The organism is Kitasatospora sp. NPDC093102 (assembly GCF_040683915.1).
Classification (GTDB): Bacteria; Actinomycetota; Actinomycetes; order Streptomycetales; family Streptomycetaceae; genus Kitasatospora.
In genome coordinates, this window is the sequence record NZ_JBFBFA010000034.1 from 1 (window position 1) to 16,840 (window position 16,840).

The following is a 16,840-nucleotide window of genomic DNA, read 5'->3' on the forward strand; positions in this document are numbered from 1 at the left end:
CCGGACGGGAGCGGTGTGCTCCCGTCCGGCCCGTCGCCCGTCCGGCACTCAGAGGAGTCCGTCGAACCGCAGTCCCACCTGGGCGCAGGCCTTCCCGCTCCCGCGCCCGCCGTCGGACAGCGGCCGCGCGGCCAGGAGTTCGCGGGCCCGGGCGGCGGAGCGGCTGCTCGCGTACCAGGGCACGGGGTCGTCCGCGAGGTCGGTGCGGATCAGTTCGAGCGCGCAGGTCCGCTGGGGCTCCGGCAGGCGGTCCAGGGCGGGGACGGCGTCCGCGGACAGGGTCCGGACGTTGCGCAGGTCGATCTGGTGCGACCGCTCGAAGCGGGCGACGTTCTGCCCGGCGACGACCGCGTCCGGCCCCATCAGCCCGTACACCACGGCGGTCAGCGCACCGCTGAGCACCACGGCGCGTGGCAGCCACCCGGTGCGGCGGGTCAGCCCGGCGGCGATCAGCAGCAGGAAGACGGCGCCCAGCCAGACCTCGACCACCAGCACCCAGAGCCGGAGCCGGGTCAGTCCGGAGGCGTCCACGTAGAACCACATCCGGCCGAGCGCCGAGGCGACCACGCCCAGTGCCAGCACGCAGAGCAGGCCGAGCAGGATCCGCGCCACCCGGCGATCGGCAGGTGTGGTGCGCGGGGCCCAGCGCTTGGCGAAGGTCACCACGACCAGGGTCAGCACGGTGATCGCGCTCAGCTGCCAGAAGCCCTGCCGGGCGTACTCGGAGCGGCTCATCCCGGTGTTGCTGAGCACGGCGTCCGCACCTCCAAGCACCACCACGGCCTGGATCACCGCGAAGGCTCCGAACATCAGGTTGAGCGCGACCAGCGGAAGCGCCCACTCCAGCCGGCGCCGCTCCCGGCCCGGCCGGATCTCCGTACGGTCCCAGCGGCGCGGGCCGGCGGCCGTGTGCGCGAAGCCCAGCGCGGTCACCGCCCCGAGCACGAACAGCGCGCCGCGCCCCGGGAGTTGGTCGAGGTCGAGGTCCGGGCTGAGATTGCCCAGCAGGTCCGCCATGGCGGCGTCGGCGCCGGCGAACAGCAGGCCGAAGACGGTCAGCAGGACGGCGGCGACCGCGAGCGCCTTGAGCACCGGGACGATCCGGCCGCGGCCGGGCAGCGGCCGCCGGTCCATGCTCTCCCAGACCCAGACGGCCGAGGGCACCAGCTGCCACAGGATGCCGGGCAGCGGGAACAGCACGCCCGGCCAGCGGCGGCCACCGTGCAGGGCCAGCGAGGCCAGCGCGAGCGCGCCGACGGCGGCCAGCGACGCCGGCCAGCCGGCATCCCACCAGGCCGGGACGACGAGCAGGGCGAGGGCGCACAGGCTCCACACCGCCGTCCAGGGCCGGATCCGGCGTCCGGCCGCGCGGGCGGCGATCCCGGCCCCGACGGCGGTGACGGCGCCGAGCAGCAGCAGGTTGGGCCCCAGGCCGTCGTAGAGCAGCCAGGCCGCCAGCAGGCCGGCGAGCAAGGCCGCCAGGAGGACCCTGGGGGTGGCCGCCGCCCGGCGCTCGGGGTCGCTGCGGCGCAGCCACGTACCGGCCGAGGGCACCGGCACGCCGGGCGCCCGGTTCGGGCCCGGCACGCCCCACGGGCCGGGGCCCGCCGCACGGTACGGACCGTACGGGTCGTACGGGTTCTCCGGCACGGTCGGACCGGGCGTCCCGGTCAGGCCTGACGTCCCGGTCGGACCGGGCGGCTCGATGGGACCGGGCGACTCGGTCGAACCCGGCGAATCGGACGAGGCAGGCATGGACGGACCTGACATGAGTCCCCCTCAGTGGTCGGCGGGCATGCGGAAGCCGCCCATCGGGCGGTCCGCCTGCGGGCGCGCTCGGCGCCGCGGCGCTGCCGACTGTAGACCATTCTGAACAGGTTCAAAAATTGATTCTGAACACGTTCAGAATGCCTTCGCCACCAAGGGCTCCCCGGCTACCCCTTCACCGACCCGGCCAGCAGCCCCCGGACGAAGTACCGCTGGAGGCTGAAGAAGACGATCAGCGGCACGATGATCGACAGGAACGCCCCGGCCGTGAGCAGTTCCCAGCGCCCGCCGAGCGAGCCGGACAGCTGCGCCAGGCGCACCGTCATCGGCGCCACCTCCGGTGTGCCGCCCGCGAAGGTCAGCGCCACCAGCAGGTCGTTCCAGACCCACAGGAACTGGAAGATCGCGAACGAGGCCAGCGCCGGCGTGCACAGCGGCAGCACGATCGAACGGAAGATCTTGAAGTGCGAGGCGCCGTCCACCACCGCGGCCTCCATCAGGTCGCGCGGCAGCTGGGCGATGAAGTTGTGCAGCAGGAACACCGCCAGCGGCAGCGCGAACATGGTGTGCGCCAGCCAGACCGGCGCGTAGCTGCCCTTCAGGTCCACCGCCGGGATCAGCGTCAGCGGGCCCAGGTGCGCACCGCCGGCGAACAGCCGCAGCAGCGGGATCAGCGCCATCTGGAGCGGCACCACCTGGAGCGCGAACACCGTGAAGAAGACCGCGTCGCTCCCCCGGAACCTCACCCAGGCCAGCGCGTACGCCGCCATCGCGGCCAGCACCAGCGGGAAGACCGTCGCCGGGACGGCGATCGCCAGCGAGTTGACCAGGAACGGCATCAGGCCGGTGGAGACGCCGGACCCGCCCTCGAACAGCACCGAGTGGTAGTTCCCGAGGCCGAAGTCCGGGTGGAGGAAGGCGTTCCACCAGCCGCTGGCGGTCACGTCCTGCTTGGGTCGCAGCGAGGTCACCAGCAGGCCCAGCGTCGGGATCGTCCAGAGCACCGTCATCGCGATCACGAACACCGAGGCCAGTGGGCTGCTGAAGGCCTTCCGCACCGGCCTCTCCCGACCGTCCGTCCCGATCACCGGACCTCACGCTCCTTCCGCAACTGGACGATGTTGTAGGCCACCAGCGGCAGCACCGCGAGGAAGAGGAGCACCGCGAGGGCGCTGCCCCGCCCGGCGTTGAACTGGACGAAGGACTGCGAGTACATCTCGTTGGCCAGCACCTGGGTGCCGAAGTTGCCGCCGGTCATGGTGCGGACGATGTCGAAGCACTTCAGGGTGATGAGCATGACGGTGGTCAGCACGACCATCACCGTGGTGCGGATCATCGGCACGGTGACGTACCAGAACAGCCGCACCCCGCTCGCGCCGTCCAGCCGGGCCGCCTCCACCACCTCGTCCGGGATCGCCTTGATCGCCGCCGACAGCACCACCATCGCGAAGCCGGTCTGCACCCAGACCATCACCGCCATCAGCAGGAAGGTGTTCAGCGGCTGCGAGAGCAGCCAGTTCGGCGGATCGTCCCAGCCCACCGTGACGGCGAGTTGGCTGAGCAGGCCGATCTGCGACTGGCCCGGCCCGCGCGACTCGTAGACGAACTTGAAGATGATCGACGCGCCGACCAGCGAGATCGCCATCGGCATGAAGATCAGCGACTTGTACACCGACTGGCCGCGCATCCGGTCCACCAGCAGCGCCAGCACCAGTCCCAGCCCGGTCGCCACCAGCGGCACGACGACCAGCCAGAGCAACGTGTTGACCAGCACCTCCCGCACCGAGTCGGAGGTGAAGGCCCAGCCGAAGTTCTCGCCACCGACGAACCGGGTGCCGTCGTCGTTCTGGAGACTGAGGTAGACCGTGCGGACCAGCGGTACGACCAGGCCGACGGCCAGCAGCAGCACCGCCGGGCCGAGGAAGAGCGCGACCGCCAGCGGACGGGCCAGGCGGCCCCGGGCCCGTCCGGCGGCCAGGAAGACCACCAGCAGGATGCCCAGGAAGCCCGCGACGGCGCCGAAGGTGTTGCCGAACTTGACCGCCGCGTCGCTCCAGGCGCCGGCCGCCAATCTCTCGGTGACCAGCCTCCCGGCTGCCAACTCGGCGGCGGGTGACGGGAATCCGGGTACGGACATGGCTGCGCGTCCCTTCGGGCGTGGTGGGAAGGGGGCGGGCGGTGCGGGTGGGTGGCCCCGCACCGCCCTCGACAGGTGGTCCTCGGTGCGCCCGGCCCCGCCGCGGAACCGAAGCCGGAACCGGAACCGGAACCGAAGCTGGAACCAGAACCGCAACCGGAACCGGAGCGAGGCCGGGCCGGGCGACGGCCCGGCTCTACTGCGGCCAGGCGGCGTCGATGTCGGCGGCGGTCTTCTGGATCGACTGCCCCTCGGCGAACCAGGCGGTCAGCGACTTCCACTCCTGCCCGGCGCCCACGGCAGCCGGCATCAGGTCGGAGCCGTCGAAGCGGAAGGTCGCCGACGGGTCGGTCAGGGCCTCCGCCGACAGCTTGTCGATCGGATCGGTGTAGAGGCTCTTGTCCACGCCCTGGTTGGCCGACACCCAGCCGCTCGCGGTCTTCACCCGGCTGCTCGCCCAGTCCGAGCTGGACAGGTAGTTCTGCACCGCCTGCACCTCCGGCCGGCCGGAGAACGCCGCCAGGAACTCGCCGCCGCCCTCGACCGGGTTGGCGATCGACGGGTTGACCGCGGGCAGGTGGAAGGCGAAGACGTCCCCGTCCGGGCCGACCTTGGTGCCCTTGGGCCACTGCGCCTCGTAGAACGAGGCCTGCTGGAGCATCAGGCACTTGCCGCTCAGGATCGGCGTGCCCGCGTCCTGGAAGGTGGTGGTGGCGATCGACTTCACGTCACCGAAGCCCGCGTTGACCCAGGCCGGGTTCTGCATCCAGTCGGCGACCGTCTTCATCGCGGCGGTGATCTTCTGGTCGGAGAACTTCACCTGGTGGCCGACCCACTGGTCGTACACCTCGCCGCCGTACGAGCCCAGCACCACCTCCTCCAGCCAGTCGGTGGCCGGCCAGCCGGTGGCCGTCCCGGAGGCGATGCCGCCGCACCACGGCCTGGCACCGCCCGCCTTGGCGATCCGGTCGCTGAGCGCCATCAGGTCGGCCCAGGTCTTGGGCACCTCGTAGCCGGCCGTCTTGAAGGCCTTCGGCGAGTACCAGACCAGGGACTTCATGTTGGCGCTCATCGGGGCCGCGTAGAAGGTGCCGTTGACCGAGCCGTAGGTCTTCCAGATCGGGCTCCACTTGTCCTGGTTGGCAACGGTCTGGGCGGGCGGCTTCACCACCTTGCCGCTCTTCACCATCTGCGCCAGCAGGCCCGGCTGCGGGATGATCGCGAAGTCCGGCGCGTTGCCGCCGGAGACCCGGACCGGCAGCTGGGACTCGAAGTCGTTCGAGCCCTCGTAGCTGATCTTGATCCCGGTGCACTTGCCGAACTCGGCCCAGGACTTCTCCAGGTTGTCCGACTCCGGGCTCAGGATCGAGGCGAACATCGTCACGGTGGTGCCCGAATGCCCGGCGTACGGCTGGTACTTGGCGCAGTCACCGGACAGCTGGGCGGCCGATCCTCCGCCGCCGCCTCCCGAACCGCCTGAGCTGTTGGAGCAGGCCGCGGTCAAAGCCAGCGCCGCCACCAGGGCGGGCACGGCGGCCAGGCGACGGCGGGAACTCGGATGCGGAGCGGTCGGGTTGAGGGTCAATGCGGTTCTCCTCGCCAGGGCATGCTGCCGACGGTGGGCTGAACGACATTGCGCTGTACCGGAGATGGGCCCACAAGGGACCGCGGACGGAATCACGGACGGACGGCGGCCGGACTGATCGAAGACGTTAACGCAGCCGCCGCCCCCCGCCAAGGTCCACGTTCGACCTTCACGAGCCGGTGTCCCGACCGTGACCCGCGACCGGGCGGCTTCCGGGCCGTCGCCACCAGAAGCCGAAGGCCCCGACCGGAAACCCGGCCGGGGCCGTGACGTGACGGAGGATCAGAACAGCCGGATCGGCAACTCCAGCAGGCTGTTCACCACCAGCGACGGGCTCGGCCGCAGCTCGGCGTCCGGCACCGCGAGCGACAGCCCCGGGAACCGCTCGAACAGCGCGGGCAGCGCGATCCCCGCCTCCAGCCTGGCCAGCGGGGAGCCCGGGCAGACGTGCGGGCCGTGGCCGAAGGACAGGTGGCGGGTCGGGTCCCGGGTGATGTCGAAGACCTCGGCCGTCACCCCGTGCTGGAGCGGGTCACGGCCGATCGCGTTGTACGAGACCAGCACCGGCTCGCCGGCCGGGATCACCACCTCGCCGACCGGAATGGACTCGGCGGCGAAGCGGAACAGGAAGTTGCTGGTCGGTGGCGTCCAGCGGAGTGACTCCTCCACCACAACGTCCCAGGACACCTGGCCCGAGTGCACCAGCTCCAGCTGGTCCGGATGGGTCAGCAAGGCCCGCACCGCGTTGCCGATCAGGTTCACCGTGGTCTCGTGGCCGGCCGCGATGATCACCCGCAGGGTGGCCGCCGCCTCCGCGTCGGTCAGCGCCCCGCCCTCGGTGTCGGCCGCCAGCAGCACGCTCGCCAAGTCCTCGCCGGGGGCCGAACGACGCTGCGCCACCAGGCTGTTGACGAAGGCGTTCAGTCCCGCGACGGTCGCCTGGATGCCCTCCGGGTTCGGCTTGATGCCGAAGAACCGCTCGTACAGGTCGCGCAGCAGGCCGTGGTCCGACTCCGGCACACCCAGCAGCGAGCAGATCACCGTCATCGGCAGCGGGAAGGCGAAGTCCGTCTTGAGGTCCACCACCGGCTCACCCGCCGCCAGGGCGTCCAGCAGCGCGTGGGTGATCTCCTCGACGCGCGGACGCATCAGCTCCACCCGGCGCGGGGTGAAGGCCTGCGCGACCAGCGCCCGCAGCCGGCGGTGCTCGGCGCCGTCGGTGGTCACCATGCTCGGGCCGGGCACCGCCAGGCCGATCAGCGGCCAGGTCTTCGGCACCTCACCGCGCTGGTAGGCCGCCCAGTGCGCGGCGTCCTTCACCAGCCGGGCGTCCGTCAGCAGGTCGCGCGCGGCGGCGTGCTGCGTCACCGCCCAGGCGGCGACCCCGCCGGGCAGCTCGACCGGCACCACCGGGCCGGCGGCCCGCAGCAGCGCGCCCTCGGCCGCGTTGTCGCGGGCCAGCGGGTCGAGGACGATTCGGGCCGGGGCAGCGGTCATCGACAGCTCTCCTTCGAACGGCGGGTGTTGGTGGATCAGGCCGGATGGCCCGGGGTGAACGAGGCCGGCAGCGCCACGAGCCCGCGCACCCAGGCCGACGGCCGCCACACCAGTGCGTGCTCGGCCACCGCCAGTCGCAGGTCCGGCAGCCGGTCGAGCAGCACCTCGATCGCGGTGGTGGCGATCACCTCGGCCGCTTCCTGGGCCGGGAACGGGCAGCCGTGCTCGCCGTACGAGTAGCTCATGTGCGCCCGGTTCCCCTCCGCCGGTCGGCCGTCCGCCTGCCGCACCGACGGGTCGGCGTTGGCCCCGGCGAAGCCGAGCAGGACCATGTCGCCCTCGCCGATCCGCTGGCCGCCCAGCTGGGTGTCGCGGACCGCCCAGCGGCCGGCGAAGATCTGGGTCGGGGTGTCCTCCCAGAGCGCCTCGTTCAGCGCCTGGCTGATGCTGCGCCGGCCGCCGGCCAGCGAGGCGGCGAACCGCTCGTCGGTGAGCATCAGCCGCAGCGCGTTGGAGATCCAGTACGAGGTCGGCTGGTGGCCGGCGATCAGCAGCACCCGCAGGTCGCGCATCACCTCGTCGTGGGTCAGCCCGGCCGGGTGCGCCAGCATCCGCGAGGCGATGTCGGCGCCCGGGTGCTCGGCCTTCTCCTCGACCAGCGCGGACATCAGCTCCAGCAGCCGCTGGGCACCGGTCGGTGCGTCCGGGCCGCCGTCCATCATCGCCAGCAGTGCCGCGATCAGCTGCGGCGCCTGCTCCTCGTCCAGGCCGAGCACCCGGCACAGCACCAGCAGCGGCATCCGGTGCGCGTACTCGGCCACCAGATCGGCCTCACCGCGCCCGGCGAACTCGTCGATCAGCCCGTCGGCGATCTCCTCGGCATGCTTGCGCAGCTCGTACGGGTCGATCCCGGCCAGCGCGTCGGTGACCGCGAGCGAGCGCCGGACGTGCTCCTCGCCCTCGGCGTAGAGGATCGAGGGGACGGGCGCCATCATCGGCTTCAGCGGCCAGTCGGCGGGCAGCGTCGCCCAGGCGTGCCAGCGGCTGGAGTCACGGCCGAACAGCTGCGGCTGCCCGGTCACCTGCTGGAGTTCGCGGTAGCCGATGACCAGCCAGGCGGGCACCCCGCCGGCCAGCTCGACCGGGGCGACCGGGCCGTGCGCGGCGCGCAGCTCGCGGTAGAGCTGGGACGGGTCGGTCTGGAAGCGCGGCCCGTACAGCGGCGTGGCGCCGGCGTGCGCCGGGCAGCCCGGGGGCGGGGTGGCGGCGGGCTCGGTCACGGGGTGCTCTCCTCGTAGATCGCGGTGCGGGGCCCCGCCGGGGCGGGCTCCCCGGCCGGGGCTGCCTCGTCGTCCCCGGCAGCGGTGGCCGGGACGGCCTCACCGGCAACGGTGGCCAGGGCGGCCTCGTCGGCCCCGGCCAGGGCCGCCAGGTGGTGGACCAGGGCGATCAGCACCCGCTTGCCGGACTCGCGGTCGCGCGCGTCGCAGTCCACCAGCGGCACCTCGGCCGGCAGGTCGAGCGCCTCGCGGACCTGCTCCAGGGTGTGGCTCGGCTCGCCGAAGTTGTTGCGGGCCACGATGAACGGCGTGCCGTGGTGCTCCAGCCGGTCGATCGCGTACCAGGAGTCCTCCAGCCGCCGGGTGTCCACCAGGACGACCGCGCCCAGGGCGCCGCTGAACAGCCTGTCCCAGAGGAACCAGAAGCGCTCCTGTCCGGGCGCGCCGAACAGGTACAGCACCTGGCGCTCGGAGAGGGTGATCCGGCCGAAGTCGAAGGCGACCGTCGTGGAGCGCTTGCCCCAGGTGCCGGCCGGGTCGATGCCCTCGCCCGCCTTGGTCATCACCTCTTCGGTGTTCAGCGGGCGGATCTCGCTGACCGAGCCGACCAGCGTGGTCTTGCCGACGCCGAAGCCGCCGACCACGACGATCTTCAGCGCGTTGTCGGCGGTCGACCGCAGCGGGGTGCGCGCGCCGGCGGGCCGGACGTCAGAGCTGTTGGAGGCCATGCAGCACCTGCTTCAGCGTGTCGAGGTCGGGCAGCCGGGCCTTGTTCGGCGCGAACCGGGGGTGACGGGCGGTGACCGCTCCGGACTCCAGCAGGTCGCCGAGCAGGATCTTCACCACCGAGACGGGCAGCGCCAGCTCCGCCGCCACCTCCACGACCGCGGTCGGGGCCTCGCACATCCGCAGGATCCGGGCGTGCTCCGACTGCATCCCGGGCGCCGGCTCCCGCTCGGCGACGATCAGGGTGACCAGGTCGAAGGCGTTCTCCGGAGCCCGGCTGCGGCCCCGGGTGATGGTGTAGAGGCGGTCCGGATCGTCATCGCGGCCCGGCAGCACCGGCCCGGCGTTCATATCGTCGCGCTCTCTTGCGCGGCGGCCTCGCCTTCCCCGCCCCGGGCGGGCGCGCTGAGGTGGACCCCGATCTGCTCGATCAGGCCGTGCATGTTGTGGCCGACCACGCCGACGTCCGCGTCGTCGTCCGTGACCACCGCCAGGTGCGCGCCCTCGCCGGCCGCCACGATGCACAGGATGCCGCCGTGGAACTCGGTCATCGACTGGCGCACGCCGCCGCTGCCGTCGCCGAACTCGATCGAGGCCCCGTGCGCCAGGCTCTGGAGGCCGGAGGCGATGGCGGCCAGCTGATCGGCCTGGTCGGTGCTCAGTCCGGCGGTGTGGCAGAGCTTGAGGCCGTCGGCGGAGAGAACCAGGGCGTGCCGGGTGCCGGGGGTCGCCGCCAGCAGGTTCTCCAACAGCCAGTCGAGGTCGCGGTCGGTGGCGCTGCTCATCAGGTTTCCTTCTGGGTGACGGGGGAAGCGTCGGTCATGGTGTCGGGGTCCGTGGTCGGCGCCCCGGCGGGGGGCTGCTCGGCCGCCACGGGACGGGCGGCGGCCCGGCGGAACGCGCCGAACCGGGCGGCCGCGCTCACCCCGTCGCTGCGGACGGGCTTCGCGGTCCGGTCCGTCGCGGGGACGGTGGTGGCCAGCGTCTGCCCTCGGCGGCGCTGCGGCAGGCCGCTGTCGGTCATCCGGGCCGGCGCGGCCGGCAGGGCGGGCGCGGTGGCGGGCTGTGCCCCGGAAGGGGTCCGCTGCGCGGGGGGCGCCGGAGGCAGGGAGGCGGGTGCGGAGCGCGCCGGGGTGAGCGCGGGGCGCGCGGTCTCCGCGGGCGGCGCCTGCGCCGGGACGGACACCTGGACCGGCGCCGGGGTGGCGGCCGGTACCGGGTGCGTGACCAGCTGCTGCGGGATCAGCATCACCACCCCGGTGCCGCCGCGCGCCGACGGCCGGAAGGAGATCTGCAGCCCGTACTTGCGCGCCAGCACGCCGACCACCGCGAGCCCCAGCCGGGTACCGGCGGAGAGCGTGGTGAGGTCCAACGGCTCGGCGGAGACGGCCCGCTCGGCCCGGCGCAGCCAGCTGTCGCTCAGGCCCAGCCCGCTGTCCTCGACGGTGACCACCAGCCCGGCGGGCACCTCCTCGACGTAGACGTGCACCTCGGCCGGCGGGGCGGAGAAGTTGGTGGCGTTGTCCAGCAGTTCGGCCAGCGCGTGCATCACGCCCTCGGCCGCGTACCCGGCGACCGCGGCGCTGCTGGCGTTGTGCAGCCGCACCCGCTGGTAGGCGCCGATCCGGCCGAGTGCGCCGCGCAGCACCGACTCCACCGCGATCGGTTTGGCCCAGCGGCGGCCCGAGCGGGCACCGGTGAGCACCGCGATGCTGTCGGCCATCCGGCCCGCCTGGGCGGTCGAGTGGTCCAGGCTCAGCAGGTCTCCGAGGACCTCCTCGTCGTGCCGGTGCTGCATCTCGCGCAACTCGGCGTGCATGCTCGTGGCCAGCGCCTGCACCCGTCCGGCGGCGGTCGCGGAGACCGCGAGCGCGGCGGCCCGCAGCCGCTCGCCGCGGCCGATCTCCTCCCCGACGGCGCGCAGCAGCGCGTACTGGGGGTGCTTGCGGTGGGCGGACAGCGCGCTGTCCACCGCCGCGCCGGCCCGCAGCTTCTTCACCACCTCGGGCAGCACGCCCTCGGCGATCCGGGCCAGCTCGGCGCGTTCGGCCTCGGCCCGGGTCCGCTCCGTCTCCGCCCCGGCCCGCTCGGCGTCGAGTTCGGCCCGCAGCCGGGCCAGCTCGGCGTGCGCGGTGGTGACGTCCGCCTCGGCCCTGGCCCGCTCGGCGCGGGCGGCGTCCCGCTCGGCGAGCGCCGCGGCCGCGCGGTCGGCGGCGGCCGTCTCGGCCTGCCGGGCCTTGCCCGCGGCGACCAGTGCGGCCCGGGTCTCCTCGTGCTGCGCGGCCAGGTCCTCGGTCAGCCCGCGGGTGCGCTCGGCACCGGTCGCCGCGAGGCCGACGGCGATCAGCCAGAGCACCGTGACGGCGCCCACGGCGAGGGCGGTGAGCGGCTGGTGCGCGCCGAACGCCCGGCTGATGCCGACCGGCGCGGCGACCAGCGCCAGCAGGACGGCGGCCGCGGTCAGGGCGACGGTGCGCGGCGCGGGCCGTCTGCGCGATCGGCCGTCAGGGCTGGTGGCTTCTCTCATCGGTGCGGTCCTCGGCAACGTCGGCGGGCGGCGGCGCGGGCGGCGGGTCGGCGACGGTTGCGGCCGCCGACAGCTGGTCGGGCGCATACCAGACCGCCCGGCGACGTAGCGAAACGTCTCCGGGCGCCTGTTCGGTTCGCGCTATCGGCCGATCATATCGATTCAGACATGGGCCTCAAGCGGCCAGTTGACGGCCAATCTCCTTCTTTCACGCCGCCCACACCACTCGGCGACGCCGACGACGCCCACCCGAGTACCGCGCTTCACGCCCGGGGCACCCGTCCCAGCGCCTCTTCGACCGCCCGTCGCACGGCGTCCGGGTCCAGCCCGTGCTCGGAGATCACCCGCGCCCCGCGCCCCTCGCCCTCGCGCAGCACCCCGAGCAGCAGGTGGCCCACCGCGATCTCACCCGACTTCAGCCGCAGCGACTCGCGCAGCGACAGCTCCAGCGCCTTCTTCGCCCGGGCCGTGAACGGGCTCCGTCCCGGCTTCGTCTCCGACCGGAACCAGCCGCGCCGCCTCGGCCCCTCCTCGGTGGGCGCATCCAGCGCCCCCTTGCCGAACACCGACTCGACGGCCTCGCGCACCGCACCCAGGTCGACCCCGATCGAGGCGAGCGCGACCGCGTCCTCCTCCGGCCCGAGCGCCCGGGCAACCGCCCGCCGCACCGTCTCCCGGTCCAGGCCCGCCTCGATCAGGACGGCGGCCGCCGGGTCGCCGGGCGCGCCGACGACCGCCAGCAGCAGGTGCTCCGTCCCGACGTGCCCGTGCTGCAGTTCCCTCGCCTCCTGCTGGGCCGTGACCACAGCCTGCCGCGCCGTGTCGGTGAAACGCTCGAACATCGCTCAGCCTCCGTCCTCGTCCTTGCCGGACCCGCGTCGGGCGTACTTCTTGTGCACCGCCTGCCTGGTCACCCCGAGGCAGACCGCGATGTCCTGCCAGGACCAGCCCTGCGACCGGGCGTTGCCCACCTGCAGGCCCTCCAGGCGGTCCGCCAGATCGCGCAGCGCGCGGACCGCCCGGAGCCCCACGGCGGGGTCACGGCTGCTCGCCGCAGCCGCGAGTTCTCCGCTCTCACTCATGCCGTCAACTCTGGTTGACACTTCCGCGGGTGTCAACCCTGGTTGACAGTCGCGTACCTCAGCGGTCTCCGAACCGCCGCTCCAGCGCCTCCTCGAAGGTCCCCCGGCCCACCGCCCGATCCGGTGCCAGGTTGCCGCCCGCCCGCAGGCCCCGGGCGGCCGCTCCCGGCAGGCGCAGCGGCAGCAGCAGTCGGCGCTTGCCGGCCGCCCGAAGGTAGGCCTCGGCCAGCTCCCGGTACGAGCGCACCTGCGGGCCGCCCACCTCCGGCGCGAAGCCGGCCGGCTCCTCCCCCGCCAGGTCCGCGACCGCCGCGGCCACCTCCCGCACGTCCACCGGCTGGAACGCCGACCCGCTCGGCACCGGGAAGACCGGCAGCCGGGCGGAGGCGTCGAAGAACTTCAGCACCAGGTCGTGGAACTGCGTCGCCCGCAGCACCGTCCAGCCCAGCCCCGACTCCCGCACCGCCCGCTCACAGGCGAGCTTCGTCCGGTAGTACGCGATCGGCACCCGGTCGATCCCGACGATCGACACGTACACCAGGTGCCGCACCCCGGCTTCCCGGGCCCGCGCCACCAGCGTCCGGACCCCGGCCAGGTCCGCCTTCCGCTGGGTGGTCGCACAGTCCACCACCACCTCGACCCCGGCCGTCGCCTCCGCGATCCCGGCCCCGCTCACCAGGTCCCCGACCACCCACTCGACCCCGCCACCCCCGTCCCGCACCCGCCGGCTCAACCCCCGCACCGCCACCCCGCGCGCCACCAGCAGCCGCACCACCTCCCGCCCCAGCGTCCCCGTCGCCCCGGTCACCAGCACCGTTCCCATCACCGCACCACCCCTTCTCGGAAGAACCCGTCGCCCCTGTCGACCGGACACCGCCCCCGGACGTGACATCGGCACCCCCGGGAACGCGAAGAAGCGGGGCGAGGACCGTGGAAGGTCCTCGCCCCGCTTCAGGGGTTCACCTCAGGAGGTGACCACCGGGGTCGAACGCGATACTGGCGCAGGTCACTTATTCCTGACGTGCGCTATTCCTCGGCGGCGGGTGCATCGCGGTCTGCGAACGCCCGCAGGTGGAGCTGGGGTGCCCCTGAGCCTGCGAGCCACTCCAGCCGACTGTCCTGCGTGGCGAGACCGGCGCGGGCTAGCTCGCACCAGTCCTCACGATCAAGGAGCGAGAGGTAGGCGGCCAAGACCGTGTCGCGCTGTGCATCGGTGCTGCCGACGTTCTCGGGGGGCTCGATGGTGAGGTGTTGCGCCAGCGCGGCCACGATGAAGAAGCGCTCGATGGTCGGTGTAAGGCGGCCGACATGTCGGGCGTGAGCTTCCAGGACAGCCGCGGCATGAGGGTAGTGCCGAAGGGTCGTTCCCATCCCACCGCAGTACGTCATCACGTGTAGCAGCCGGCCTGTGTGGTCCAGCAGTTCGCAGTCACGCTCGAACTCCGAAAGCGCCTCGTGCAGTCCGACGACTGTGGCGACCTTGCCCGCGAAGTAGCCGTTGAGGAAGTCGCCGTCACAGGCTCTGCGAAGCAGCCATGGTCGGGCAGTTGGACTGTCGAGTCTGCAGAGAGCTTCCACGACATAGACGCGTCCCCACCCGGTCACTCGCTCGGCAAGCCAGAGCAGAGCCTCGACTCCTTCTGGCTGACTCTCGAAAGCGTGCGCAGCCAGTGGCCCAAAGCGGTTGGACAGCAGCCCGATCGTCTGGATTAGGGGGATGTCGTCATCTGATCCCACGGAAGCGAGCAGGGCAAGCCCAACGGTGACCGAGCACCGATCGGTCCCGTAGCGGACCAGCCAGCGGCCCGTTCGGCGAACGCGGTCTCGGTCCGCCTGCTCAGCTGCAGCGGCGATGTGCTCGTTGTAGTGAATAGGGATGTAGACGTCGTGGAAGGCGTCGGCCAGTTCGCTGGGAAGGGCAGAGGTCCGCGCGAAATGCGCGTTCAGGATGAGCGCCGCGTCCTTGCCGACCCAGTGCCGGTCCTCAGGTGCCTTCGGGCCTTGTCGCCCACGATGCAACCCGTCGTCGGGATACGGTTCCCCGTCGCGCGGAAGCGGCTCCCCTGGAGCCAGCTGATGTAGCCGGAGCGCGTGGTCGAACAGTGTTGTCGGTGATCCGGGCAGCCCTGTCCCGGTCGTCTCGCTCATCGGCGGACGGAGGACTCGATTCTCTTGATCATGCCCCTGAGCCTGCCATCACGGCACCCGCCACACAAGCCTCTTTCGTAGGGATCCAGTTGCATCAGACACAACTGGCTGACGTGACCAAGGCCGAGGGCGATGGAGCCGGGACTCAGCTCCACCGCCCTGACCAGCTGCTTCACCCCCTGGCTTGCCCGAGAATCCTGGGGCAGTGCCTTTATTGGGATGGTGCAGTCTTCCCTGAACCCTCTCCACCTCAACGCGCCTCCTCATCGTCCGCCGCGCGGGCAACGAGGTAGTCCGTCCAGTCCCTTCTGGCAATGCCGGCCCAGCGGACGACCGTGGTGATGTGCAGGCCAAGAAGGTCGGCGAGGACTGGGGACGGGATGTCGGCAGCCAGGGCAACGAGGGCTCCGTTGCGGGCAGGCCTGACGTTGATCCCTTGGGAAGTGAGCTTGTGGTTGAAGTAGCTGGGTGTGACGGGTCGGCTGGGCAGCAGGCCGGGGAAGAGCCATCCCGGCCCGGAGTTGTTGCCTGCGACGAAGGCCTGGCGAACGGGTGTCTCGACGAGCTGGTGCAGGAGCACGGCGAGCTTGGGTGGGACGATTAGTGCGGGCTTCCCGATGTCGAGGTAGGTATCGCCGTCTTGTTGGTGCATATGCTCGGCGCGGAGGTGCAGAACCCGCGACATAGGCAGGCCGAACAGCAACATCATCGCCCCTGCAACTCGCACGTCCAGCGGCATGGAGATCTCGTTCAGGCAGCGCTTGAGCTGATCCCAGCGGTCGTCTTCGTTGAGGATGTCCGCGGGTCCTCCCCAGGCGATGGCGGGAACGGTGACATCGTGGGCAAGACCTCGGGCCGCCGCCCAACCGAGGAAATATCGGATGGTGTAGTGGCGGGTATTGCCGTCGGCCAGCCATCGGTCGAGATCGTGCTGGGTGAGGTCACCGAGCGACAGTTTCTGCTCATCCAGCCAGGTCAGGAACTCCAGGGCGACCCGGATTCGGGTGCGCAGATGATATCCAGCCATCGACGGTTCCTGACGGCGGATGGCTCGGCGGCGGGCTCGTTTCAGTACGGACCAGTGCACGAACGGACGGATGAGCCGAGCGTGCTGCGGGGTCCTGCCCGTCAGTAGTTGGTCGAGCCATGCGGGGATGCGGTCCAGGTCCTCGTGGCGCTCGGGCAGGACCCCGGAGTGCACGAGGATGTTGCGGACTTGGAGTTCATGGCGGCTGGGCGGCAGCTGATCGAGCAGGTCATGGCTGAGTTGTGCTCCCTCGGCGGCGAGTTTTCCCAGGAGCCGTGCGTTTGGGCTGTGTTGGAGCCAGGAGAGCACGCCACGTGCGTCACCGGCTGCAGTGAGTGCGTCGAAGACTGGGCGAAGTTGATCGGAGATGTGACCGTTGGGCCCAGACAGGTGCTCTTCAAGTCGCTGGCTCAGCACACAGTTCGGACAGCGCCCGTCGGCGTAGCATCGTCCTCCGCGTCCGCAGTCACGACAGGTGTAGAGGCCGGGCAGCCCGAAGCAAGGGCCGCAGATCTTCTCACCGGCCTCGCTGTAGGCGATCAGGGGCTGCAGGGTTTCGCATAGAGGACACTGTTCGAGCTCATCGAGGGTTCGGTCATAGCACACGTCACAGACTGGGCCTCGGGGCCACTGCGCGTGGACGGGCTGGTCCTGTCCGCAGAACGAGCACGGCTGGGTTGGGCGGGGCCGACATGCCCGGCAGACATGCTGATCTTCGGTGTCTGTAGGACACGGACGGACACGCCCACAGACTGAACACAGGGCCAGCGGCGGCGTTTTGCAGCTCCGGCAGAGATCTGGGCTGGTCTCGGTGGCACGGGTGTTGATCGGCACGTCCCTGCCGCACTTGCCGCAAGTCCGGCGCGGTTGGGCGTGCTTCGGATAGCAAGTGGTGCAGAGGATTCCGGTAGGGCCCCGGGAGTGGGCCTTTGCGATCTTTCCGCAGGCCGAGCAGGGGTGGAGCGGTGGCTTCCAGCAACGGGGGCAGAGCGGTCTGCCATCCAAAAGGCGGGTGGCAGGGACTCGGGTGTCTCCGCATCTCGCACACTCTTCGATGACCTGAG

The 16,840-nt window shown here is 71.8% G+C and carries 15 protein-coding genes; all 15 read right to left on the reverse strand.

What is annotated here, in order from left to right; all coding sequences use genetic code 11:
• Positions 1-48: 48 nt before the first annotated feature.
• The 15 genes from AB0O11_RS29630 to AB0O11_RS29700 all read right to left on the reverse strand — a co-directional run bounded on the left by AB0O11_RS29630 (position 49) and on the right by AB0O11_RS29700 (position 16,085).
• Positions 49-1,650, reverse strand: coding sequence for a DUF4173 domain-containing protein (locus AB0O11_RS29630; RefSeq protein ID WP_363393038.1), 1,602 nt, complete (start codon positions 1,648-1,650; stop codon positions 49-51).
• 284 nt (positions 1,651-1,934) lie between these two features.
• On the reverse strand, positions 1,935-2,825 hold the full coding sequence (locus tag AB0O11_RS29635) for a carbohydrate ABC transporter permease (RefSeq protein WP_363393041.1): 891 nt from the start codon (positions 2,823-2,825) through the stop codon (positions 1,935-1,937).
• A 26-nt stretch (positions 2,826-2,851) separates the two neighbouring features.
• Positions 2,852-3,904: a sugar ABC transporter permease gene (locus AB0O11_RS29640; protein ID WP_363393044.1), complete on the reverse strand. Its 1,053-nt coding sequence runs from the start codon at positions 3,902-3,904 to the stop codon at positions 2,852-2,854.
• Positions 3,905-4,100: 196 nt separating this feature from the next.
• Positions 4,101-5,489 carry an ABC transporter substrate-binding protein gene (locus AB0O11_RS29645; RefSeq protein WP_363393047.1) on the reverse strand — a complete coding sequence of 463 codons (1,389 nt, stop codon included), beginning with the start codon at positions 5,487-5,489 and terminating at the stop codon, positions 4,101-4,103.
• 282 nt (positions 5,490-5,771) lie between these two features.
• Positions 5,772-6,986 carry a cytochrome P450 gene (locus AB0O11_RS29650; protein ID WP_363393050.1) on the reverse strand — a complete coding sequence of 405 codons (1,215 nt, stop codon included), beginning with the start codon at positions 6,984-6,986 and terminating at the stop codon, positions 5,772-5,774.
• Between the two features lie 35 nt (positions 6,987-7,021).
• The gene (locus AB0O11_RS29655; protein ID WP_363393053.1) at positions 7,022-8,266 is read right to left on the reverse strand and encodes a cytochrome P450; all 1,245 of its coding nucleotides are present in this window, start codon (positions 8,264-8,266) and stop codon (positions 7,022-7,024) included.
• Positions 8,263-8,994: an ATP/GTP-binding protein gene (locus AB0O11_RS29660; RefSeq protein WP_363393055.1), complete on the reverse strand. Its 732-nt coding sequence runs from the start codon at positions 8,992-8,994 to the stop codon at positions 8,263-8,265. The genes AB0O11_RS29655 and AB0O11_RS29660 overlap by 4 nt, the downstream gene beginning before the upstream one ends.
• The gene (locus tag AB0O11_RS29665) at positions 8,975-9,343 is read right to left on the reverse strand and encodes a DUF742 domain-containing protein (RefSeq protein ID WP_363393058.1); all 369 of its coding nucleotides are present in this window, start codon (positions 9,341-9,343) and stop codon (positions 8,975-8,977) included. The genes AB0O11_RS29660 and AB0O11_RS29665 overlap by 20 nt, the downstream gene beginning before the upstream one ends.
• Positions 9,340-9,777 (reverse strand): roadblock/LC7 domain-containing protein, encoded by a 438-nt coding sequence (locus AB0O11_RS29670; protein WP_224283070.1) that lies wholly within the window; start codon positions 9,775-9,777, stop codon positions 9,340-9,342. Before AB0O11_RS29670 ends, AB0O11_RS29665 begins: the two co-directional genes overlap by 4 nt.
• Positions 9,777-11,519, reverse strand: a complete 1,743-nt coding sequence (locus AB0O11_RS29675) for an ATP-binding protein (protein WP_363393061.1) — start codon at positions 11,517-11,519, stop codon at positions 9,777-9,779. The genes AB0O11_RS29670 and AB0O11_RS29675 overlap by 1 nt, the downstream gene beginning before the upstream one ends.
• Positions 11,520-11,782: 263 nt before the next feature.
• Complete coding sequence (locus tag AB0O11_RS29680) at positions 11,783-12,361, reverse strand: Clp protease N-terminal domain-containing protein (protein ID WP_363393064.1); 579 nt, start codon at positions 12,359-12,361, stop codon at positions 11,783-11,785.
• 3 nt (positions 12,362-12,364) lie between these two features.
• On the reverse strand, positions 12,365-12,601 hold the full coding sequence (locus tag AB0O11_RS29685) for an RNA polymerase subunit sigma-70 (protein WP_363393067.1): 237 nt from the start codon (positions 12,599-12,601) through the stop codon (positions 12,365-12,367).
• A gap of 58 nt (positions 12,602-12,659) precedes the next feature.
• Complete coding sequence (locus tag AB0O11_RS29690; protein ID WP_363393193.1) at positions 12,660-13,424, reverse strand: NAD(P)H-binding protein; 765 nt, start codon at positions 13,422-13,424, stop codon at positions 12,660-12,662.
• Positions 13,425-13,627: 203 nt separating this feature from the next.
• On the reverse strand, positions 13,628-14,749 hold the full coding sequence (locus AB0O11_RS29695) for a hypothetical protein (protein WP_363393070.1): 1,122 nt from the start codon (positions 14,747-14,749) through the stop codon (positions 13,628-13,630).
• 250 nt (positions 14,750-14,999) lie between these two features.
• Entirely contained in the window at positions 15,000-16,085 is a 1,086-nt protein-coding gene (locus AB0O11_RS29700; protein WP_363393073.1) for a hypothetical protein, read from the reverse strand.
• Between the last annotated feature and the right edge of the window lie 755 nt (positions 16,086-16,840).